The 21,247-nt window shown below is 67.0% G+C and carries 17 protein-coding genes; 12 read left to right on the forward strand and 5 right to left on the reverse strand.

Translation table 11 applies throughout. The features are described 5' to 3' along the window. The first annotated feature begins 2 nt into the window (after positions 1-2). The 10 genes from AX681_RS13310 to AX681_RS13355 all read left to right on the forward strand — a co-directional run bounded on the left by AX681_RS13310 (position 3) and on the right by AX681_RS13355 (position 11,168). Complete coding sequence (locus AX681_RS13310) at positions 3-479, forward strand: MgtC/SapB family protein (protein ID WP_066665311.1); 477 nt, start codon at positions 3-5, stop codon at positions 477-479. After that, entirely contained in the window at positions 466-2,928 is a 2,463-nt protein-coding gene (gene ligD, locus AX681_RS13315) for a DNA ligase D (protein WP_066665310.1), read from the forward strand. The genes AX681_RS13310 and ligD overlap by 14 nt, the downstream gene beginning before the upstream one ends. Positions 2,929-2,986: 58 nt before the next feature. After that, a complete protein-coding gene (locus AX681_RS13320) occupies positions 2,987-5,467 on the forward strand; it encodes a circularly permuted type 2 ATP-grasp protein (RefSeq protein WP_066682395.1) in 2,481 nt (826 codons plus the stop codon). Beyond that, positions 5,467-6,345: a transglutaminase family protein gene (locus tag AX681_RS13325; RefSeq protein ID WP_066661780.1), complete on the forward strand. Its 879-nt coding sequence runs from the start codon at positions 5,467-5,469 to the stop codon at positions 6,343-6,345. The genes AX681_RS13320 and AX681_RS13325 overlap by 1 nt, the downstream gene beginning before the upstream one ends. Positions 6,346-6,424: 79 nt before the next feature. Further along, on the forward strand, positions 6,425-7,378 hold the full coding sequence (locus AX681_RS13330) for a DnaJ C-terminal domain-containing protein (RefSeq protein ID WP_066661781.1): 954 nt from the start codon (positions 6,425-6,427) through the stop codon (positions 7,376-7,378). A 9-nt stretch (positions 7,379-7,387) separates the two neighbouring features. Next, positions 7,388-8,329, forward strand: coding sequence for a YihY/virulence factor BrkB family protein (locus AX681_RS13335; protein WP_066661782.1), 942 nt, complete (start codon positions 7,388-7,390; stop codon positions 8,327-8,329). After that, positions 8,326-9,129: an enoyl-ACP reductase FabI gene (fabI, locus tag AX681_RS13340; RefSeq protein ID WP_066661783.1), complete on the forward strand. Its 804-nt coding sequence runs from the start codon at positions 8,326-8,328 to the stop codon at positions 9,127-9,129. The genes AX681_RS13335 and fabI overlap by 4 nt, the downstream gene beginning before the upstream one ends. Further along, the gene (locus tag AX681_RS13345) at positions 9,129-9,659 is read left to right on the forward strand and encodes a GNAT family N-acetyltransferase (protein WP_066661785.1); all 531 of its coding nucleotides are present in this window, start codon (positions 9,129-9,131) and stop codon (positions 9,657-9,659) included. The genes fabI and AX681_RS13345 overlap by 1 nt, the downstream gene beginning before the upstream one ends. 67 nt (positions 9,660-9,726) lie before the next feature. After that, positions 9,727-10,794: a chorismate synthase gene (gene aroC, locus AX681_RS13350; protein WP_066661788.1), complete on the forward strand. Its 1,068-nt coding sequence runs from the start codon at positions 9,727-9,729 to the stop codon at positions 10,792-10,794. A gap of 128 nt (positions 10,795-10,922) precedes the next feature. Then, positions 10,923-11,168: a hypothetical protein gene (locus AX681_RS13355; RefSeq protein ID WP_066661791.1), complete on the forward strand. Its 246-nt coding sequence runs from the start codon at positions 10,923-10,925 to the stop codon at positions 11,166-11,168. 43 nt (positions 11,169-11,211) lie between these two features. Here the strand turns inward: AX681_RS13355 and AX681_RS13360 are convergent, their stop codons facing one another. Then, the gene (locus AX681_RS13360; protein WP_066661794.1) at positions 11,212-12,501 is read right to left on the reverse strand and encodes an adenylosuccinate synthase; all 1,290 of its coding nucleotides are present in this window, start codon (positions 12,499-12,501) and stop codon (positions 11,212-11,214) included. Positions 12,502-12,566: 65 nt separating this feature from the next. Then, the gene (locus tag AX681_RS13365; RefSeq protein ID WP_066661844.1) at positions 12,567-15,905 is read right to left on the reverse strand and encodes a PAS domain-containing protein; all 3,339 of its coding nucleotides are present in this window, start codon (positions 15,903-15,905) and stop codon (positions 12,567-12,569) included. A 145-nt stretch (positions 15,906-16,050) separates the two neighbouring features. On the opposite strand from AX681_RS13365, the gene AX681_RS13370 reads away from it, so the two are divergent. Together AX681_RS13370 and AX681_RS13375 are read left to right on the forward strand one after the other, a co-directional pair. Further along, positions 16,051-17,055, forward strand: coding sequence for a fumarylacetoacetate hydrolase family protein (locus tag AX681_RS13370; protein WP_066661796.1), 1,005 nt, complete (start codon positions 16,051-16,053; stop codon positions 17,053-17,055). Between the two features lie 120 nt (positions 17,056-17,175). Continuing rightward, complete coding sequence (locus tag AX681_RS13375; RefSeq protein ID WP_066661798.1) at positions 17,176-19,332, forward strand: M3 family metallopeptidase; 2,157 nt, start codon at positions 17,176-17,178, stop codon at positions 19,330-19,332. 18 nt (positions 19,333-19,350) lie between these two features. Here AX681_RS13375 and AX681_RS13380 read toward each other — a convergent pair whose 3' ends face one another. From AX681_RS13380 to AX681_RS13390, 3 genes are all read right to left on the reverse strand, one after another. After that, entirely contained in the window at positions 19,351-19,941 is a 591-nt protein-coding gene (locus tag AX681_RS13380) for a DUF1989 domain-containing protein (protein ID WP_066661799.1), read from the reverse strand. After that, on the reverse strand, positions 19,931-20,626 hold the full coding sequence (gene gntA / locus AX681_RS13385; protein WP_066661810.1) for a guanitoxin biosynthesis heme-dependent pre-guanitoxin N-hydroxylase GntA: 696 nt from the start codon (positions 20,624-20,626) through the stop codon (positions 19,931-19,933). Before gntA ends, AX681_RS13380 begins: the two co-directional genes overlap by 11 nt. An 89-nt stretch (positions 20,627-20,715) precedes the next feature. Continuing rightward, complete coding sequence (locus AX681_RS13390; RefSeq protein ID WP_066661814.1) at positions 20,716-21,090, reverse strand: glycine zipper 2TM domain-containing protein; 375 nt, start codon at positions 21,088-21,090, stop codon at positions 20,716-20,718. Between the last annotated feature and the right edge of the window lie 157 nt (positions 21,091-21,247).

Here is a 21,247-nt window from a genome sequence, read left to right on the forward strand (position 1 = left end):
CGATGGAGCTGAACCCGCCGGTCACGTTCGACGCGCTCGGCTGGGACCCGTGGCTGCGGCTCAGCGGAGCAGCGATTGCGGGACTGCTGCTCGGCCTCGACCGCGAAGTGCGCGGCCATGGTGCGGGGCTGCGCACTCACGCCATCCTGTGCTTCTCCGCCGCGCTGATCACGTTGTCCGCGCTCGCGCTCTACTACCAGCTCGGCGGCACCGAATCCCAGGCAGACCCGCTCCGCGTGATCGAGGGGACGGCGGCGATGGCTGGCGTCATCGGCGGCGCGCTGATCGTGTTCGCCAAGGGCGAGGTCAAGAACCTCACGACCGCCGCGCATATCTGGCTCGCCGCGTCGATCGGCATCGCATTCGGTGCCGGGCTCTATCCGATCGCGGTGATCGGCACGCTGGGTTCGGTGCTGCTGCTCACCCTGTTCGGCTGGATCGAACTGCGCGCCTTCAGGAAGAGCCATGGCCAAGACTGATCCGCTTGAACGCTACAACGCGATGCGCGACTTCGCGAAGACGGCGGAGCCGCGCGGCGAGATCGCCAAGGGGGAAGGCCGGACCTTCATGGTCCAGAAGCATGATGCGACGCGCCTCCACTGGGATTTCCGCCTCGAGATCGACGGCGTGCTCAAAAGCTGGGCGGTGACGCGCGGCCCCAGCCTCGACCCCGGCGAAAAGCGCCTCGCGGTGCGGACCGAGGATCACCCGATGTCCTATGCGACGTTTGAGGGGACGATCCCCAAGGGCGAATATGGCGGCGGCACGGTGATGCTGTGGGACCGCGGAACCTGGGCACCCGTGCCGGGCAAGAGCGCCAAGGATCTGGACAAGGGCCATCTCCACTTCACCCTCGACGGCGAGCGGATGAAGGGCGAATGGCTGCTGATCCGCCTGAAGCCGCGCGGCAAGGAAAAGCGTGAGAACTGGCTGCTGCGCAAGATCGACGATGCGCATGCCGGAGCGACCGATGCGCTGGTCGAAACCGGCCTGACCAGCGTCGCCACCGGGCGGACGATGCAGGAGATTGCGGAAGGCAAGAAACCGTCGACTCGGCGCAGGCCGGGGCCGCAATCGGCACGCGCCAAACAGAGCGGCCCCGGCCTTCGCCGGGGCGACGCCAAGGCTCCCGCCTTCCGACCACCCCAACTCGCCACGCTCGTCGATAGCGTCCCCGCCGGAAACGGCTGGCTGCATGAGATGAAATATGACGGCTATCGCGCGCTGGTTGCGATCGGCAAGGGCGGGCCGCGCGTCTACACGCGCAGCGGGCTCGACTGGACCGACAAGTTCGCGAGCATCGCCGAGGCCGCCGCCAGCCTCCCCGCGTCCGCCGCGCTGATCGACGGCGAAGTGGTCGCGTTCAAGGACGGCAAACCCGATTTCTCGACGCTGCAAGACGCGCTGTCCAACGGCAGCGGCGACCTCGCTTTCTTCGCCTTCGACCTGCTCGAACAGGACGGCGAGGACCTGACCGGCCTGCCCCAGATCGAGCGCAAGGAGCGGCTGCGCACCCTGCTTGAGGGAGCTGACCCCCGCCTGCTTTTTTCCGAGCATGTGCTCGGCGCAGGCGAAAAGCTGTTCGAGGCAATGTGTCGCGAGGGGCATGAGGGCGTGATCTCGAAACGCGCCGACGCCCCCTATCGTGGCACGCGCAGCAAGAGCTGGCTCAAGACCAAATGCACGCGGCGGCAAGAATTCGTCATTCTCGGCTGGCTGCCGAGCAGCGCGAGCGGGCGCGGGCTGCGCTCGCTGCTGCTCGGCGTGCACGAAGACGGCGCGCTGCGCTACGCGGGCAAGGTCGGTACGGGATTTAACGCATCGAACTCAACCGCGTTGATGGACAAGCTCGCGCGCATCGCCCGCAAGACCCCGCCCGCCGATGTGCCCAAGGTCGCGGCACGCGGCGCGCAATGGGTTTCGCCCAAGCTGGTCGCGGAGGTCGCCTTTGCCGAATTCACCGCCGAGAATGTCGTCCGCCACGCCAGCTTCATCGCGCTGCGCGACGACAAGCCCGCCGACGAAATCGTGACCGAAACCGCCGCCCCGCCGCCGCCCGCGCCGCACAGCGACGTCAAGATCAGCAGCCGCGACCGCGTGATCTTTCCGGATTCGAAGATTACCAAGGGGCAGCTCGCCGATTATTATGCCGCAGTCGCGCCGATCCTGCTGCCCTGGCTGGCCAACCGCCCGATCAGCCTGGTGCGCTGCCCACAGGGGCGGGCCAAGCAATGCTTCTTCCAGAAGCATGACGCGGGCAGCTTTGGCGCACATGTCCACCATGTCGATATTCGCGAAAAGGATGGCTCGACCGAACCCTATCTTTGGATCGACGATGCCGATGGCGTACTTGCCTGCGTCCAGATGGGGACGATCGAGCTTCACGGCTGGGGCAGCCGCGTGGACGATGTCGAAAAGCCCGACCGGCTGGTGTTCGATCTCGACCCCGATGAGGGCCTCGACTTCGCCAAGGTCAAGAAAGCGGCGGAGGATCTGAAAGAACATCTCGCCGATCTCGGCCTCACCAGCTTCCCGATGCTGACGGGCGGCAAGGGCGTGCATGTCATCGTGCCGCTGAGCCCCCAGGCGGAGTGGCCCGCCGCCAAATCCTTTGCCGAACGCTTCGCCCGCGCGCTGGCACAGGCCGAGCCGGAGCGGTTCACGGCCAATCTCAAGAAGGCCGAGCGCAAGGGCCGCATCTTCATCGATTACCTCCGCAACCAGCGCGGCAGCACGGCGGTGATGCCCTATGTCGCCCGCGCGCGCCCCGGCGCGCCGGTATCGGTGCCCTTGAGCTGGAGCGAGTTGCGCGATGTCGACAGCGCGCAACTGTTCAGCGTCCGCGACGCCGCGACACTGCTCGATCGCGCAACCGGGCGCGCGCTCGCGGGTTGGGGGCAGGCGGATCAGCGTCTGCCCGACCTGTGATCTTTGTTGCACCTGCGCAGCAACCCCGCCACAGAACGTCCGGTCCAGGGGGTAAAGCATGGCGAGTGCGGCTGCGGATACCGGCGAAGATTCGGCAACGATCGCGCGCAATTGGCTGACCGAGTATCGCGCGGCGACCCCGGCTACCGATATGCTCTACGCCGCCGGGCTCGACGATCCGGCGTGGAATGCCGCGCTGGAGGAGCTGGCCGAACGCGCGGGCGAAGACCTGACGGCCGCGCGTGAGCGGGCGCAGCGGCACGCCGAGGATATCGGCACCGGCTTCCGCATCGCGGGCGAAGGCGAGGAACGGCCCTGGCCGCTCTCGCCCGTTCCGCTGCTGATCGAAAAACGCGAATGGCAGGGGATCGCCGAAGGAATCGCACAGCGCGCCGACCTGCTCGAAGCGATCCTCGCCGACAGCTATGGCGAGCAGGCTCTCGTGCGCGGCGGCAGCCTGCCCGCAACATTGCTGACCGGCAGCCCCTATTTCCTGCGCCCCATGATGGGGCTGGAGCCGCCCGGCGGCTGTCATCTCCACTTCGTCGCATTCGACCTGTGCCGGGGACCGGCAGGTGAGTGGCGCGTGCTTGCCGATCATCTGCGCGCACCGGCTGGGGCGGGCTATGCGCTCGAAAACCGGCTGGCGATCGCGCGCATGCTGGGCGGGTTGCAGGGGCGACTCAATGTCGAGCGGCACGCGCCGTTCTTCGCCGCCTTCCGTGAGGGGATTGCCGCGCGGTGCAAGCGCGCCGATCCGCGCATCGGCCTGCTCACCCCGGGCCGCCTCAACCCCAGCTATGCCGAACAGGCGCATCTCGCCCGCTATCTCGGCTTCCTGCTGGTTGAGGGCGGCGATCTCGCGGTGCTCGACGACCGCGTCTATCTGCGCACCATCGCGGGCCTGAAGCGCGTCGATGCGCTGTGGCGCCGCGTCGATCCGCGCATGATCGACCCGCTCGCGTTCGATTCGCACTCGGCAATCGGCGTGCCCGGCCTGATCGATGCGATGGCGCAGGGAGAGGTGGTGATCGCCAACTCCCCCGGCGCGGGGATGCTGGAGGCGCCGGCCTTCGCCGCCTTCCTGCCGCGCATCTGCGCCCGGCTGACCGGCGAGAGCCTGAAACTGCCCAACATCGCCACCTGGTGGTGCGGCCAGCCGCGCGAATGTGCCGAGGTCGCCCGCGACCTCGACAATATGGTGATCGCCCCCGCATTCGGTGTCGCGACCAATGTCCTGACCGATGCGATGCTCGGTTCGGCGATGTCGCCCGAGCAGCGCGCGGCGCTCATCGCCGATCTCGACCGCCGCCCGCAGGATTATGTCGGGCAGGAAGTCGTCCGCCTCTCGACCATGCCGGTCGTGAACGCCGGGCGGCTGGAAGCGCGTCCCTTCACCTTGCGCGTGTTCGCGGCGCGCGGTGCGGATGGCCGCTGGCACGTCATGCCCGGCGGCTTCGCGCAGATCGGCGAAAAGCCCGATGCGCGCGCGGCGGTGATGGGGGAGGGCAATTGGTCCGCCGATGTCGTCATCCATGGCGGCGATGCGGTCGCCCCGGTGACCCTGCTCCAGCCGAGCGACTCGACCCAGCTGCGCCGCAACCCCGGCACGCTGCCCAGCCGCGTCGCCGACAATCTCTTCTGGCTCGGTCGCTATCTCGAGCGCGGCGAGGCGCGGCTCGGCGTAATCCGCGCGCTGCTCGGCCATTCGATCAGCGCCGATAGCGGCGCGGCGCTCGCCGCCGACACCGTCGGCCGGCTGGTCGGGCTGGTGGTTCAGGCGGGGGCAGCGCCGCAGCCCGATAATCTCGGCCGCGCCCAGCTCACGCGCTTTGCCGAAGCCGCGATGGACGCCACCGATGGCTGGTACAGCGTCCGCGCGATCAACCGACAGGCGCGCGCGATCGGCGCGATCAGCCGCGACCGGCTGTCCGCCGACATGATCCGCCTGCTCGACGCACCCTATCCGACCCGCGGCAGCGCGCTCGACCGTGCCGGGTCGCTGCAGCGGCGCTATTCGGCGCTGGCAGGTTTGTCGTCCGAACATATGGCGCGCACCGATGCGTGGCGCTTCCATGACCTGGGCCGCCGGGTCGAGCGCGCGGTGGCGACCGTTTCCGCCCTTCTCGCGCTCGGCGATCCGCAGGCGACCAGCGACGACCTTTCGGCGCTGCTCGACCTTGCCGACAGCCAGATCAGCTATCGCCAGCGCTACCTGACCGGCATCGCGCGCGTGCCCGTCATCGACCTGATCGCGCTCGATCCCGGCAACCCGCGCGCCATCGCGTTCCAAGTGGCGGCGATCGCCGCGCATCTCGAAGCACTTCCGCGCCTGTCCGACGATGGCCTTGCCGAACCGCAACAGGCGCTGGCGCGCGAACTCGCGGCGATGGTCGCGACGGCGCAGGCGGCCAGCTTCGGACGCGATCAGCTGTTCGCGATCGACAATAAGCTCGCCGATCTGTCGAACGCCGTGGCGCGGCGCTATTTCCTCCACGGCTCCGAACCCCTGCGCGCCGCCGGGCTGGTGGTCGGCTGATGCGCTACGCCATCCGCCACATCACGCAGTTCGATTACGCCGAGCGGGTCGGTTTCGCCCGCTGCAATTTGCGCCTCAAGCCGATCCACTGGTCGGGGCAGGAACTGCACGACTATCGCCTGACAGTGCAGCCCGGCGGCAGCACCGCGCCCGCGCGCGCCGAGGCGGGGCTCGCCAATGTCGTCCGGCTCGTCGTGACCCAGCCGGTGCAAAGCCTGACAATCGAAAGCAGCTGCACCATCACCGTCGACCGCCCGGTGCCGATGCCCAGCGCGGACGATCCGACCCTGGCGCAGATCGCGGCGGATGCGCGCGCCAGCCGCGATGCGGGCCCGGCCAGCCCCGCCTCGTATCTCTTCCCCTCGCCGCTCATCCCGCTCGACCGCGACATCGCGCAATGGTGCGCGCAGGACCTCGACCCGCAGCGCGGCGCGCTCGAAGCCGCGATCGCGCTCGCCCGCCGCATCCAGGACGAGTTCGCCTTCGATCCCACCGCGACCTTGGTCGACACGCCCCCGCGTGAGGCGTTTCTCAAGCGAGGCGGCGTGTGTCAGGATTTCGCGCAGATCATGATCTCCGGCCTGCGCGCCGCCGGCCTGCCCGCCGCCTATGCCTCGGGCTATCTGCGGACGCTCCCCCCGCCCGGCCAGCCGCGGCTGGTCGGGGCGGACGCCACCCATGCCTGGGTGTTGCTGTGGTGCGGACCGGAGCGCGGCTGGGTCGGCGTCGATCCCACTAACGGCATCTGGATGGCAAGCGACCATGTCGTCGTCGCGATCGGCCGCGACTATACCGACATCGCCCCGATCGACGGTATCGTGCTGGGATCGGGAGCGCAGAATATGACGGTGTCGGTGGACGTCGCGCCGCTGGACTAGGGCGAAACCCTTGCACTCTACTCCCGCCGCGCCGATGTAGCGGGCTAACACGCCGAACGACAATCAACAGGGAAACACCGTGGCCGATCCATACGCAACCTTGGGAGTCTCGCGCGGGGCCAGCGAGGACGAGGTCAAAAAGGCGTATCGCAAGCTCGCCAAGGAACTCCATCCCGACCGCAACAAGGACAATCCCAAGGCGGCGGAAAAGTTCAGCACCGTGACGCAGGCATACGACCTGCTGATGGACAAGGACAAGCGCGCCCGCTTCGACCGGGGTGAGATCGACGGCGATGGCAACCCGACCTCCCCCTTCGGCGCCGGGTTCGCCGGCGCGCGCGGTGGGCCGCAGGGCGGGTTCCGTCCGGGCGGGGCGCAGTTCGATTTCGGCGGCGGCGGTGGCGGCGACGCCGGGTTCGAGGATATTCTCGAAGGGCTGTTCGGCGGCCGCGCGGGCGGGTTCGGCGGCCAGCCGGGCGGCTTCTCCAGCGGCTTCGGCCGCCGCCCGCCGCCGGCCAAGGGTGCGAACGTCGCTTATCGCCTGCGCGTCCCGTTCGAGGATGCCGCTGCGCTCAAGCCACAGCGCATCCAGCTGCGCGACGGATCGACCATCGACCTCAAGCTGCCCAAGGGCCTCGAAACCGGCACCCAGATGCGCCTGGCGGGCAAGGGCGATGCCGGCCCGGGCGGCAATGGCGACGCGATCGTGACGATCGAGGTCGAGCCGCACCGGTATTTCACCCGCGACGGCGACCATATCCGCCTCGACCTGCCGATCACGCTCAAGGAAGCGGTCGCGGGCGCAGCAGTGCGCGTGCCGACGCCCGAAGGACCGGTGAACCTCAAGGTGCCCGCCGGATCGAGCTCGGGCAAGACGCTGCGGCTCAAGGATCGCGGCTTTCACGGCAAAAGCGCGCGCGGCGACCTGCTCGTGACGCTGATGATCGAAATTCCGGGGAATGACGCAAAGCTCGCCGAATTCGTCGCCGGTTGGACCGATCAGGGGAACCCGCGCGCCCGGCTGGGCGTCTGATCCGATAGCGTGACCGATCCCGTCTCCCCCGAATCGCCCGAGGCGCGGCGGCACGGCTTTCACAAAAGGCTGTCGGATCTGGGCGTCACCGATCGGGCGATTGAGGTGACGAAGCGGGTGGCGGTCGGGGCGTTCAACGACGGCTTCACCCATGCCGGCAACCTCGCTTATCTGAGCCTAGTCACGCTGTTTCCGTTCTTCATCGTCGCCACTGCAGTGGCGCGGCTGGTCGGACGGACCGGCGACGGGCTTCAGGCGGTCGCGGCCTTCCTGCGCACCGTTCCGCCCGAAGTCGCCGATCTGCTGCGCCCCGCGATCCTGGAGGTGCTGGAGGCGCGCTCGGGCTCGCTGCTGTGGCTTGGCGCACTGGTCGGGCTGTGGACCACCTCAGGCTTTGTCGAGACGGTGCGCGCGATCCTGCGTCAGGCTTATGGCATCCCGTCGGGCACGCCCTTCTGGCGGCTGAAGCTGGCGACGATCGGCATGGTCATCGCGTCGGTCATCCTGGCGATGATGGCGTTCAGTTTCCAGCTGCTGCTCAGTGGTGCGGAGCAGTTCATCCTGCGCGTGATCCCCTTTGCCTCGGACGCGGCGCGGATGATCTCGCTGACCAAGGTTGCGCCTGCCATTGCGCTGTTCGGCGCGCTTTACATCCTGTTCTACACGCTGACCCCGTCGCGCTACCGCAGGTCGGGCTGCCCCAAATGGCCGGGGCCGGCCTTCGTTACCTTGTGGTGGATGGGCTGCACCGCAGCCTTGCCCGCAGTGATTGCCACCTTCGGCGGCTATGGCCTGACCTATGGCAGCCTCGCCGGCGTGATGGTCGCGCTCATCTTCTTCTTTCTCATCGGCTTTGGCGTCGTTATCGGCGCCGAACTCAACGCCGCACTGGCAGAAACGCCCGAAACCGGGCTAGAGAAGCCGCACGAGGGACCGGAGGGTAAGACGTGACCGGATTGATGCAGGGTAAACGCGGGCTGATCATGGGGCTCGCCAATGATCGTTCGCTAGCATGGGGCATCGCCAAGAAGCTGCGCGAGCACGGCGCCGAACTGGCGTTTAGCTATCAGGGCGAAGCGCTGGAGCGCCGCGTGCGCCCGCTCGCGGCGGAACTGGGCAGCGATTTCCTGATCGACTGCGATGTCAGCGACATGGCGGAGCTGGACAAGACCTTCGCCACGCTCGCGGAGCGCTGGCCGACGATCGACTTCGTGGTCCATGCGATCGGCTTTTCGGACAAGAATGAGCTGCGCGGCGGCTATGTCGACACCAGCCTCGACAATTTCCTGATGACGATGAACATCAGCGTCTATTCGTTCGTCGCCGTGGCCAAGCGCGCACAGGCGATGATGCCGAACGGCGGATCGCTGCTAACGCTCAGCTATTATGGCGCGGAGAAGGTGATTCCCCACTACAACGTGATGGGCGTGGCCAAGGCGGCGCTGGAAACCAGCGTCCAGTATCTCGCGGTCGATCTCGGCAAGCAGAATATCCGGGTCAACGCGATCAGCGCCGGGCCGATCAAGACGCTCGCGGCCAGCGGAATCGGCGACTTCCGCCTGATCCTCAAGTGGAACGAGCTCAACGCCCCGCTCAAGCGCAACGTGACGATCGAGGATGTCGGCGGCGCCGGCCTCTATTTCCTGTCCGACCTGTCGAGCGGCACCACCGGCGAAACCCACCATGTCGACGCCGGATACCACGTCATCGGCATGAAGGCCGAAGACGCCCCGGATATCGCGCTGGTCTGATGATCGCGATCCGCCCCGCCACTGGTGGCGATGTCGCTGCGATCGACGCGCTCCTCCGGCGCAGCTTTCCGGCGGCGGATGAGGCGTTGCTGGTCCAGCGGCTGTGCATCGATGGCGACATGGTGCTGACCCTGGTCGCGGATGACGAGGAGACCGGCGCGCTCGCAGGGATGGTTGCGTTCAGCCGGATGGACGTGCGCGTCAACGACGTCGCCCTTGCCGCAGTCGCCCTCGCGCCGGTGGCGGTCGAGGCGGCGTATCGCCAGCAGGGCGTGGCCGAGGCGCTGATCGCCGCTGGCCACCAGCATCTTGGTGATGCCGGCTATCTGCTCAGCTTCGTGCTCGGCGATCCGGCTTATTATGGTCGCTTCGGCTATGCCGCCGACCTCGCGCGCGGGTTCGACTCGCCCTATGCCGGGGAGTATCTGATGGCGCTGGCGTTGCAGGACGGGAAGCTGCCATGCGGCGTGCGCGGTGTCGCGGCCCACGCCGGTGCCTTCGCGGCGCTGGGGGAGCAGGCGGGAGCATAGCGGGCGTTGCCCGACCCCGCGCCCTTCTTGCTTCCAAATCGCGATGTAATCGGCGAGGGATGATGCCATGAGCTTCAACACCTTCGGCCGCGTGCTGCGCTTCACCACCTTTGGCGAAAGCCATGGCCCGGCAATCGGTGCCGTGGTCGATGGCTGCCCTCCCGGCCTCGACCTGTCCGAAACCGATATCCAGCCCTTCCTCGACAAGCGCCGCCCCGGTCAATCCCGCTTCACCACACAGCGGCAGGAGCCGGATCAGGTCCGCATCCTCTCCGGCGTGTTCGAGGGGCGCACCACCGGTACGCCGATCGGCCTGTTGATCGACAATGTCGACCAGCGCTCAAAGGATTATTCGGAGGTCGCGAGCGCCTATCGCCCCGGCCATGCCGACTATGCCTATGACGCCAAATACGGGTTCCGCGACTATCGCGGCGGCGGTCGCTCCTCGGCGCGCGAGACGGCGATGCGTGTCGCGGCAGGTGCGGTGGCACGCAAGGTGATCCCGGAGGTCTCGATCACCGCCTGGGTCGAGGCGATCGGCGGCGACGCCATCGACTATGCGAAGTTCGACGCGGCCGAGATCGGCAACAACCCGTTTTTCTGCCCCGATCCCGATGCGGCGGCGCGCTGGGAAACGCTGGTGGACGCTTCGCGCAAGGCCGGCTCGTCGCTCGGCGCAGTGATCGCGTGCGAAGCGACCGGCGTTCCGGCGGGCTGGGGCGCGCCGCTTTATGCCAAGCTCGACAGCGAGCTGGCCGCTGCGATGATGAGCATCAATGCGGTCAAGGGCGTCGAGATCGGCGATGGCTTTGCGGCGGCTGCGCTGTCGGGGGAGGAAAACGCCGATCCGATGCGCCCCGGCGCGGACGGCCCGGAGTTCCTCGCCAATCATGCCGGCGGCATTGCGGGCGGCATCTCCACCGGTCAGCCGGTGCGCGTGCGCGTCGCGTTCAAGCCAACCAGCTCGATCCTCACGCCCGTAGAAACCATCACCCGCGACGGCGAGGCCGCCGAGATCCGCACCAAGGGCCGCCACGACCCGTGCGTTGGCATCCGCGGCGTGCCGGTGGTCGAGGCGATGATGGCGCTGGTACTGGCCGATCAGAAACTGCTCCACCGCGCGCAGTGCGGCTGATCGCCCTGCCGCTTGCACGGCGCAGCTGAGGGGCGAGCCGGGCACCATCGCCGATGGAGCGAGGAACCAGCGTGGGACTTCGGGTGATGGCGCACGTTGATGTCGCGCCGTGTAACCAGGAGTATCCCATGCGCCACAAGACGCTGTTCAGCCTTATCGCCCTTGGCGGATCGTCCGCCGCCATTGCCGCGATCGGCACGCCGCAGATCGAACCGCCGCTGCAGAACGAGATTGCCAACGAAGTGGTGACGGACGACACCACCGCTCCGGAGACGCTGTCGAACCGCACCGACGTCGAGCCGAGCGCTGAGCCGACCGACCCGACGCAGGGCGGGAGCGACACCGCGCCCGAGCCTAACTCGACCTTCTACTGACGATTTTCGTCCCCGGGCGCGGTCCGCCGCGTCCGGGTTAGCTTCAGTCCGCGAACGGATCGCGGACCAGGATCGTGTCCTCGCGCTCCGGGCTGGTCGAGACCAAGGCGACCGGGCAGCCGATCAACTCCTCGATCCGCCGGATATATTTGATCGCCTGGGCCGGCAGCTGCGCCCAGCTGCGCGCGCCCGCGGTCGATTCGCTCCAGCCCTCGATCTCCTCATAGACCGCGATCGCACGCGCCTGATCCTGCGGGCTGGGGGGCAGATAGTCGTAATGCTTGTCGCCGACAGTGTAGCCGGTGCAGATCTTCAGCGTCTCCATCCCGTCGAGAATGTCGAGCTTGGTCAGCGCGATGCCAGTGACCCCGCTCAGCGCGACCGACTGGCGCACCAGCACCGCGTCGAACCAGCCACAGCGGCGCTTGCGCCCCGTGACGACGCCGAACTCACGCCCGCGCGTGCCGAGCAACTCGCCGATCTCGTTATCCTGCTCGCTGGGGAACGGGCCGGAGCCCACGCGCGTCGTATAGGCCTTGACGATCCCCAGCACGAAACCGACCGACCCCGGGCCAAGGCCGGAGCCGGACGCCGCCGACCCGCTGACCGTGTTGGACGAGGTCACGAACGGGTAGGTGCCATGGTCGATGTCGAGCAGCGCGCCCTGCGCCCCTTCGAAGAGGATGCGCTTGCCCGCTTCCTTCGCGCCCTTGAGCGTCAGCCACACCGGCGCGGCATAGGGCAGCACCGATGGCGCGATCTCGCGCAGTTCCGCGATCAGCGCGTCGCGGTCGATCGGCGGCTGGCCGAACCCGGCGCGCAGCGCATCGTGATGCGCGCAGAGGCGATCGAGCTGCGGCCCCAGATCGTCGAGATGCGCCAGGTCGCACACGCGGATAGCGCGGCGGCCGACCTTGTCCTCGTACGCCGGGCCGATGCCGCGGCGGGTGGTGCCGATCTTGCCCGACCCGCTCGCGTCCTCACGCAGCGCATCGAGATCGCGGTGGAAGGGGAGGATCAGCGGCGCGGTCTCGGCGACCTGCAGCGTCCCAGGCGTGATCGCGACGCCCTGAGCGCGCAGCTTTTCCATCTCGTCGCGGAAGTGCCACGGGTCGAACACGACGCCATTGCCGATCAGCGACAGCGTGCCGCGCACCAGACCCGAGGGGAGCAGCGAGAGCTTGTACACCTTGTCGCCGACGACCAGCGTGTGGCCGGCATTATGCCCGCCCTGAAAGCGGACGACGAGGTCGGCGCGGCTGGCCAGCCAGTCGACGATCTTGCCCTTGCCCTCATCGCCCCACTGGGCGCCGATCACCGCGACGTTCGCCAACTATCCGATCCTTTCCGGTATGCGCGGCTCCCCTAAAGGGCAGCGACGGCTACGTCCAGCGCTGGTCAACCGTCCAGCGCAGCCCGAACCTTGGCGGCGAGCTGAACAACCCCGAACGGTTTCGCAATCAGCGCGGCGGCAATTCCCGCGTCATTGGTGATCGCGTTCTCGTCGGGCGTATAGCCGCTGGTGAACAGCACCTTGAGCCCCGGCTGGCGCTCGCGCGCGCGGCGGGCGAGCTCGTCGCCGGTCATCTCGGGCATCACGACGTCGGTGAAGAGCAGCGAGATCGGCTGCTGCCCGCGCGCCATGATGCGCAGCGCCTCGATCCCGTCGGGTGCCTGCAGCACGGTATAGCCAAGCTCGCGCAGCGCCTCGACCGAATGGTTGCGCACGCGCTCCTCGTCTTCCACCACGAGCACCACCTCGTCGGGCGATCCGGTGCGGAGCGCTGCCGCTTCCGCCCCGGGATCGGACTCCGCAGGCGCGACATCGTGGCGCGGCAGCAACAGGGTGACGCGGGTCCCCCGGCCCGGCGCGGTGTCGATCGCGACATGTCCGCCCGACTGGCGCGCAAAGCCGAAGACCTGGCTCAGCCCCAGCCCGGTACCCTTGCCCACGCCCTTGGTGGTGAAGAACGGATCGAACGCGCGCGCCGCGACCTCGTCCGACATGCCGACGCCGGTGTCGGCGACGGTCAGCGCGACGTAATCGCCCGCCGCCAGGCCCAGGTCGCCCGCCTCGGCCGCATCGAGCGTCCGGTTGGCAGTCTCGATCGTCAGCCGCCCACCATCGGGCATCGCATCGCGCGCATTCACCGACAGGTTGAGGATGACATTCTCGAGCAGATTGGGGTCGGCCAGCGCGGGTACGAGCTGGCCCTGCAGCCGCGTCTCGACCGTGACCTTCTCGCCCAGCGTGCGCATCAGCAGGTCGATCATGTCCGACACCAGCGCATTGATGTCGAGCGGCACCGGCGCAAGCGGCTGTTGCCGGGCAAAGCCGAGCAGCCGCTGGGTCAACGCGGCCGCCCGCGTCGCGCCGTCGCGCGCGGCGACGATGTAGCGCTCCAGATCGGTCGTTCCCTGCGCGATGCGCCGCTCCAGCATGTCGAGCGAGCCGATGATCACCGCGAGCATGTTGTTGAAGTCATGCGCGATGCCGCCGGTCAGCTGGCCGACTGCCTCCATCTTGTGCGCCTGCCGCAACCGCTCCTCGGCGGACATCAGCTGGCGCGTGCGCTCCTCGACCGCCTGTTCCAGCTCCTGCCGCGACCGGGTCAGCACTTCGCGGGCGTCGACGATATCCTGAATGTCGGTGCAGGTCCCGAACCAGCGGGTGATCGCGCCATTATCGTCGCGGACCGGCTGCGCCCGACCGAGCACCCAGCGATAGACCCCGCTATGATGCCGCAATCGATATTCGATATGATAGGGGTCGCCGGTTTCCAGGCACCGCTGCCACACGGCCCAGGCGCGCGGCTGGTCGTCGGGATGAAACATGTCGTTCCACGCCGCGCCATCGGTGGAGCCATAGGGCACGCCGGTGAACTCGTACCAGCGATCATTGTAATAATCGTGATAGCCGTCGGGCAATGTCGACCACACCATCGGATCGATCGAATTGGCGATGGCACGGAACTTTGCCTCGCTCTCGCGCAGCGCGATGACGGCGGCGGCGCGCTCGACCGAGTCCCAGGTCGATTGCGCGACCGCCTCGATCAGCGCGACCTCCTCCGGACGCCAGACGCGGGGTCCAGCCTGATTGGCATAGAGGCTGCCGACCCAGACCCCGCCGCGCATCAGAGGGACGCCGACCGCCGCAGGTGAGTAACGCGACAGATCGCTGCCGGTAAACCGGGCATCATTTGCGGCGTCATGCGATACGAGGGTCAGCCCCTGCCGATAAATCGTGTTGGCGGCACCCATGTCGAGCCGGAGCGTTCCCTCGAGCGAGGGCAGCTTGCCGCTGGTGACGCACGGGCCGAACTGGACCGCATCATTATCGGCGACACGGTAGAAGCCGACCCGGTCGATGCCCAGCCGCTCGGCGATCGCCCCTGCGCCAAGCCGCATGATCGCCTCGGGCGAGTCCAGCGCACGCTGGCGTCCGGCCAGGTCAAACAGGAACGCCTGATCCTGCGTCGCGGCTTCCAGATCGGCGGCAGCCTTGCGCGCGGCTTCCTCCGCCTCGCGCCGCTCGGTGACCTCGAAAATGACGCCGGGAAAGCGCACCGCGCGACCCTCGGCATCGTAACTGGCGCGCCCTTGCGCCGTGACCCAGCGCACGCGGCCATCGGCGTCGATCAGCCGATACTCGCTCGAAAACGGGTCGCCGCTGCGAACCGCCTGACTGACTCCCGCGCGCAGCCGCTCCGCATCGTCGGGGTGGACATGGCTGAGGAACGCGGCGCTCGACTCGCCTTGTTCCGCCAGCGCTGGTTCCACGCCGTAAAGGCGCGCCAACCGCGCATCCGTCTTCAGCCGGTCGGTGACCAGATCCCAGTCCCATACCCCGACGATGTTGGTCGCCTGCAGTGCCAGCTGCAGCCGCTGCTCGCTTTCGCGCAGCCGCGTTTCGGCGACGACGCGCTCGGTGACGTCGTTCGCCTCGATGAAGATCGCGGTCGTCGCGCCGGCGGCATCCTTGATCGGCTGAAACACGAAATCGACCATGCGGGTCTCTTCGACGCCGTCGCGCACCAGCTGCACCGGCTGGGCGCTGGCACGATAGGCGACTCCGCTCTTAAACACCTGATCGAGCAGGGCGACAAACCCCTGTTCGACAATCTCCGGCAGCGCTTCGGCGACGGGCTTGCCGATCAGCTCGGCGCGTCCGGTCAGCACATGATAGGCGGGATTGGTCAGCGCAAAGACATGATCCGGCCCCTCCAGCAACGCGACCGCGCCGGGCGCTTGCTGGAACAGCTCGTGCAGCCGCTCGATCTCGGCGCGACGTTCGCGCTGCGACAGCACTGTCGCGGTCGTCTCATTCCCCTGGTTGAGAATGCCGCACACCCGGCCGAATTCGTCGCGGATCGGGGTGAAGCTGTAATTCCAATAGGTTTCTTGCGGCTTCCCGCCGCGCTCCATGTCGAGCCGCTGGTCATAGGTGGCGAAGCCTTCGCCCGTTGCCATGACGCGCTCGAACTGCGGACCCACCACGTCCCAGATTTCGGGCCAGACTTCGGCACCGGGACGGCCCAGCGCGCCGGGATGGCGCTCCGCCGGGATCGGTGCCCAGGCGTCGTTGTAGAACAGCCGCAGCTCCGGACCCCAATAGATCGCGGTCGGCATCTCCGATCCCAGGCAGATGCCAAGCGCAAAGCGCAGCGGTTGCGGCCAGCTGTCGGGCGGGCCGAGCGGGGTCGTGGCCCAGTCATGCTCCCGAATACGACGACCCATCTCGCCGCCTTGCTCCAGGAATCGAAGCTCGGAATACATGTGTTCTGCGTTGCGGGTTGCGCTCGCGCCTGTCAATGCAACTTGGGTAAGGACCCGCCGAAAACCAGCCGGTTAGAGCAGGCGGGCCAGGAGCAGGAGAAGCAGCGTGAAACTCGCCAGTTTGAAGCACGGACGCGACGGCCGCCTCGTCGTCGTGTCGAGCGATCTCGCCTGGTATGCCGATGCCGGCCATATCGTCGGCACGTTGCAGGCCGCACTCGACGATTGGGATCGGTACGAAGGCGCATTGCGCAATCTCGCCACCGATCTCGATCATGAGGTGATTCCGCGCGAACGCTTTCACGAGCGGGAGGCCGCCGCGCCGCTGCCGCGCGCCTATCAATGGGCCGATGGCTCGGCCTATGTGAACCATGTCGCGCTGGTGCGGCAGGCGCGCGGGGCGGAAATGCCCGAGAGCTTCTGGCACGATCCGCTGATGTATCAGGGCGGCAGTGACGGGTTCCTCGGCCCGCGCGACCCGATTCCGCTCGCCGACGAAGACTGGGGCTGCGATCTCGAGGCCGAAGTGGTGGTGGTGACCGGCGACGTGCCGCTGGGCGCGAATTGTGAGGAGGCGCTGGCCGCGATCCGGCTGGTCGGCCTGACCAACGACGTCTCCTTGCGCAACCTGATCCCGGGCGAGCTGGCCAAGGGCTTCGGCTTCTTCCAGTCCAAGCCCGCCAGCGCCTTCTCACCCGTGTTCGTGACGCCCGACGCGCTCGGCGACTGGTGGCGCGACGGCAAGCTGCACCGCAAGCTGATGGTCGATCTGAACGGCCAGCCCTTTGGTCGCGCCGAGGCAGGCGAGGACATGACCTTCGATTTCGGCACGCTGATCGCGCATGCGGCAAAGACCCGCGCGCTGGGGGCGGGGACGATCATCGGATCTGGCACCGTATCGAACCGCGACGCGGATGGTGGTCCGGGCAAGCCGATCGCGCAGGGTGGCGTCGGCTATTCGTGCCTCGCGGAAGTCCGCACCGTCGAAACGATCCGTGACGGCAAGCCGTCCACCCCGTTCCTCAAGGCCGGCGACACGGTCCGCATCTGGGCCGAGGACGACCGGCACCACCCGATCTTCGGCACGATCGAGCAGACCGTCGGGGGGTGACCGCCGCTATTCCTCCCCCAGCTCGCTGGGGGAGGCGGTTTGCAGTTCGTCGCGTCCGGCTTGCCAAGCATGCGCCGGGCCGTATCATCGCGCTATCACACCATTTCCCAGGGGAAGTTCATGAAGCCCGTATCCGGCGCGATTTTGCTCGCCACCGCCTCGTTCCTGTCGATCCTGCCCGCCGCTGCCCAGACCCCGGCGGCCAAGCCTGCGCCCGCCAGCGTCGATGCGACACCGATGCTCGCGCCGTGGCCCGGTCCGTTCGACGGCGTTCCCCAGTGGGACAAGGTGACCCCGGCGATGTTCCCGGCGGCGTTCGAAGCGGCGATGGCCGAGGCGCGCGCCGCCTTCATCAAGGTGCGCGACAATCCCGAAGCGCCGACCTTTGCCAACACGATCGAGGCGCCGGCGAAGGCGACGACGTCGCTGTCGCGCGTCTTCCCGGTGTGGGGCGTCTATACCAGCAACCTCGCCAGCCCCGAGGTGCAGAAGATCGCGCGCGAATGGAGCCCGAAGCTGTCGGCCTTCTCGACCGAACTCAGCCTCGACCCCAAGATGTTCGCGCGGGTTAAGACGCTCTACGACAAGCGCCAGACGCTCGGCCTCAACGCCCAGCAGATGCGCCTGATCGAGCGGACCTATCGCGATTACGTGACCTCGGGCGCGCTGCTCAACGAGGCGCAAAAGGCCGAGATCAAGCGCATCAATGGCGAGCTGTCGGTCGCCTATACCGAATTCAGCCGCCGCGTGCTGGCGGACGAAGAAACCGCGATCATCATCGACGATGAGGCCGACCTCGCCGGTCTGCCCGACAGCTTCAAGGCGAGCCTTGCCGAAGAGGCCAAGGCGCGCGGGCAGGCAGGGAAGTGGGCGGTCAAGAACACCCGCTCGTCGATGCAGCCCTTCCTGATGTACGCCACCAACCGCGCGCTGCGCGAGAAGGTGTACAACGCCTATATCAATCGCGGCGACAATGGCGGCGCGAACGATACCAATGCGATCATCGCCAACATCCTGAAGCTGCGTCAGGAGCGTGCCAAGGTGCTCGGCTTCAAGACGCACGCCCATTACCGCATGGACGACACGATGGCGGAAACGCCGGAGAACGCGACCAAGCTGATGATGTCGGTCTGGCCCGCCGCGGTCGCGCGCGTCCGTCAGGAAGTCGCCGACATGCAGGCGCTGGCCGATGAAGAGGCGAAGGCGGGCAAGGGGCCGAAGATCAAGATCGAGGGCTGGGACTATCGCTATTATGCGGAGAAGGTCCGCAAGGCGAAATACGACCTCGATGAGAGCGAGGTGAAGCCGTATCTCGAGCTCAACAACATGGTGAACGCCATGTTCTACGCCGCCGGACGGCTCTATGACCTTGAATTCAAGGAAAATACCGGCACGATCCCGGTGTTCCAGACCGATGTGCGGACGTTTGAGGTCAAGCGCCTCGGCAAGACGATCGGCGTCTTCTACCTCGACAATTTCGCACGTGCGGGGAAGCGTTCGGGTGCGTGGGCGACCAGCTATCGCAGCCGTTCGGGGCTGCGCGGCGACGATATCGTGCTGGCGTCGAACAACAACAACTTCACCAAGGGCGGCGCGGGTGAGCCGACGCTGATCAGCATCGATGATGCCTCGACGCTGTTCCACGAATTCGGCCATGCGCTGCACAGCCTGCTCGGCAACGTCTATTATCCGGGCCTCGCCGGCACGCCGCGCGACTTTGTCGAATATCCGAGCCAAGTGAACGAAAACTGGCTGCTGACCCCCGATGTGCTCAACCGCTTCGCCAAGCACTACAAGACGGGTGAGGTGATCCCGGCGGCTTTGGTGGAAAAGATCGAGAAGGCGTCGACCTTCAATCAGGGCTTCGACACGGTCGAATATCTCTCATCGGCAATCGTGGACATGCAACTCCACAATCGCGAAACCCCGGTGACCGATCCCGACGCGTTCGAACGCGACACGCTCGCCTCTCTGGGCATGCCCAAGGAAATCGTGATGCGGCACCGCCTCCCGCAGTTCAACCACCTCTTCTCCTCGGACGCCTATTCGGCGGGCTATTATTCCTACCTCTGGTCGGAAACGATGGACGCCGACACCTGGGCCGCGTTCGAGGAAAGCGGCAATGTCTGGGACAAGGGCGTGGCGGACAAGTTCCGCACGATCCTGCTCGAAACCGGCAACGAAACCGACCGCAAGGAAGCGTATAAGGCGTTTCGCGGCCGCGATCCGGACGTCAACGCGCTGTTCAAGCGCCGCGGATTCCCGACCGGAAACTGAGTTCAGAACGCCGCCGGGTCACTCCGGCGGCGTTATTTCCCAGTCGATCGGCTTGAACGACCCGTTGTTGGACTGCAGCGCCGAACAGGCGGTCAGGCCGATCACCAGATCCTCCATCGCCCGAAACACGATCCGGTCCCCCGCTTTGCTCAGCGGCGGATCGACGCGCAATTCGCCGGTTTGCCCATCGACCGGCACATTCATGAAGCAGTTGAACGCCGTCGGGATCATGTCCTCGTCGATCCCATAAGGCGCAAGCGCGGCGGCGAGGTTGCCGAAGCATCCGCGATGCGGGGCGGTGTCGCCATAAATGATCCGGAACGTGTCCTTCGAACATGGCGTGAGCAGGAAATCATGCCGCCCGACATCGTCGGCGACGATCTCGAGCAGCACATTGCTGCGGTTCGAATAGAGTTTGTCGCCCGTCGTCAGATAGATGCGGCTCGCATAATCCAGTGTTCGGCCCGAGGAGATCACTTCGCCGACATCGTCCTTGCGAAAGGCGAGCAGGTCGGCGACCTGTTCACCGGTCGGGTCGGTGACGGTGAGCAGCGCCCCTTTGGGCAGTTCGAACGCGACGCCGGAGCGGGGTTCAATCCTATGCGGCATGCTGGTCACCTCCGCGTCCGCGGAAGGGGCAGCGCCATTCGGGATCGACCACCCGCCCGCTATATTGCCGTGCTTCCGACACGGTGCCATGCTGCGCCAGCATCGGGTTGGGCGCGCCTGCCAGTGCGACATCACGCGCGACGATCGAATCGCGCAGCTTCTCATAGCGGCCCTGCGCGCGCAGTTGCTCGAACTGGTCATGCAGGTTGAACACCAGCGCCGGGCGCTCGAACCGGCGCGCGGGGCGGCTCGCCTGGGGGTGCAGGCCGACCACGAAAAACGCCTCGCCGCCGAAGCTCAATGAGAAATGCGGATCGTCGGGATCATGGCTGACGCGCGGGTCGCCCGGCTGTCCCAGCCATTCATCCTTGTCGGTCAGCGACTGCAGCCGCGCCCACAGATTGTCTTCAAAGGCGGGCTCGTCGAGTTCGCGGTCCTGTTCGAACAGCACAACGAGCGACTGGAACAGCTCGGGCTCGGCGCGGTAGCTGGCAGCGAGGTCGTGCAGATTGGGCAGGATGCGCAGATCGTCCCAGGCCGACCCGATATCCTTGCCAACCACAAAGCGCATGCGGTCGCGGCTCAGCGCCGACTTGGCACCAACACAGGGGAATTCGGTCGATTTGACGAACGCGCGAAAGCGCTCCGCCAGCGGATGCGCGGAGTCATTGCAGGGTTTCAACATGACCGCCCAACGCGCCGATGGCCGAGTTGTTCACACGAAAAGGGCCGACCTCGATGGAGGCCGGCCCGTTTCTTTATGCTTTTCCGCGCTTAGCGGCGGCAATAGCCGGGACGATCGGCCCGGTCGATTTCGCGCCCGGCGAGTGCGCCGACGACGCCACCCAGAATGGTGCCGATGGTCTTGTCGCCGCGACCCGCGATCGCGTTACCGGCCAGGCCGCCGGCAATCGCACCAACGATCGCGCCGCCTTCGCCGTCGCGGCACTGATCCGCCGCACGTCCGCGATAATTGTAGCGGCGGTCATAGCGACGATTGTCGCGGCGATAATCGCGATAGCCATCACCATGATAGCTGCGACCATCACGATATTCATAGCGGCTCTGCGCCGCAGCCTCGGTCGCGGGGACCAGTGCGGTGCCGGTCATCGCCAGCGCGGCACCGATCAGAGAAAGCTGCTTGATCATGTCGTATCTCCGTGTTCGTTCGATCTCGTTGAACAGGGGATTCGCACAACCGCATTGAGCCGTCCCTGAACGCTGCTGTTATCCGCGGTTCAGGATCGTTGCGGGACCGTAAAGGGGGGTGCCGGTGCGGCCGTAGCGCCCAAGGGGGAGTGCCCAG

It is taken from the genome of Sphingomonas sp. CCH9-E2 (genome assembly GCF_001557215.1).
Lineage (GTDB): Bacteria > Pseudomonadota > Alphaproteobacteria > Sphingomonadales > Sphingomonadaceae > Sphingomonas.

Excerpts from the sequence above, each read along its gene's own strand:
- AX681_RS13310 (WP_066665311.1), top strand. The coding sequence starts at position 3 with ATGGAGCTGAACCCGCCGGTCACGTTCGACGCGCTCGGCTGGGACCCG.
- ligD (WP_066665310.1), top strand. The coding sequence starts at position 466 with ATGGCCAAGACTGATCCGCTTGAACGCTACAACGCGATGCGCGACTTC.
- AX681_RS13320 (WP_066682395.1), top strand. The coding sequence starts at position 2,987 with ATGGCGAGTGCGGCTGCGGATACCGGCGAAGATTCGGCAACGATCGCG.
- AX681_RS13325 (WP_066661780.1), top strand. The coding sequence starts at position 5,467 with ATGCGCTACGCCATCCGCCACATCACGCAGTTCGATTACGCCGAGCGG.
- AX681_RS13345 (WP_066661785.1), top strand. The coding sequence starts at position 9,129 with ATGATCGCGATCCGCCCCGCCACTGGTGGCGATGTCGCTGCGATCGAC.
- aroC (WP_066661788.1), top strand. The coding sequence starts at position 9,727 with ATGAGCTTCAACACCTTCGGCCGCGTGCTGCGCTTCACCACCTTTGGC.
- AX681_RS13355 (WP_066661791.1), top strand. The coding sequence starts at position 10,923 with ATGCGCCACAAGACGCTGTTCAGCCTTATCGCCCTTGGCGGATCGTCC.
- AX681_RS13365 (WP_066661844.1), bottom strand. The coding sequence starts at position 15,905 with ATGGGTCGTCGTATTCGGGAGCATGACTGGGCCACGACCCCGCTCGGC.
- AX681_RS13375 (WP_066661798.1), top strand. The coding sequence starts at position 17,176 with ATGAAGCCCGTATCCGGCGCGATTTTGCTCGCCACCGCCTCGTTCCTG.
- AX681_RS13380 (WP_066661799.1), bottom strand. The coding sequence starts at position 19,941 with ATGCCGCATAGGATTGAACCCCGCTCCGGCGTCGCGTTCGAACTGCCC.
- gntA (WP_066661810.1), bottom strand. The coding sequence starts at position 20,626 with ATGTTGAAACCCTGCAATGACTCCGCGCATCCGCTGGCGGAGCGCTTT.
- AX681_RS13390 (WP_066661814.1), bottom strand. The coding sequence starts at position 21,090 with ATGATCAAGCAGCTTTCTCTGATCGGTGCCGCGCTGGCGATGACCGGC.